Annotated in this window: 1 pseudogene; it reads right to left on the bottom strand. The window is 51.1% G+C overall.

The features are described from left to right. Positions 1-223: pseudogene (locus ABR397_RS24255) on the bottom strand (DNA primase); the annotation flags it as partial.

The raw sequence follows: 223 nt of genomic DNA on the forward strand, positions 1-223 counted from the left end.
ATATTTCATGTGGTCGCGTCGGGTGCGGGTTTTATCGCTCATGAACGTTAACTGTGAGGCATAAGGGTTAACCACATTGAGCGGGCGCAACAACCGTTGGGCATTTTGATGTAGTTCGGTGATATACGCCTTTTCATTCTCGGCCAGTAAGCCTTCGAGGGTTTGTTTATGGCGCTGCAAGGCGTGGATAGCTTCGGTCTGTTCCCGCGATTCGTTCACCGTC

The sequence above is a fragment of the Photorhabdus viridis genome (assembly GCF_040256935.1).
Taxonomy (GTDB): domain Bacteria; phylum Pseudomonadota; class Gammaproteobacteria; order Enterobacterales; family Enterobacteriaceae; genus Photorhabdus; species Photorhabdus viridis.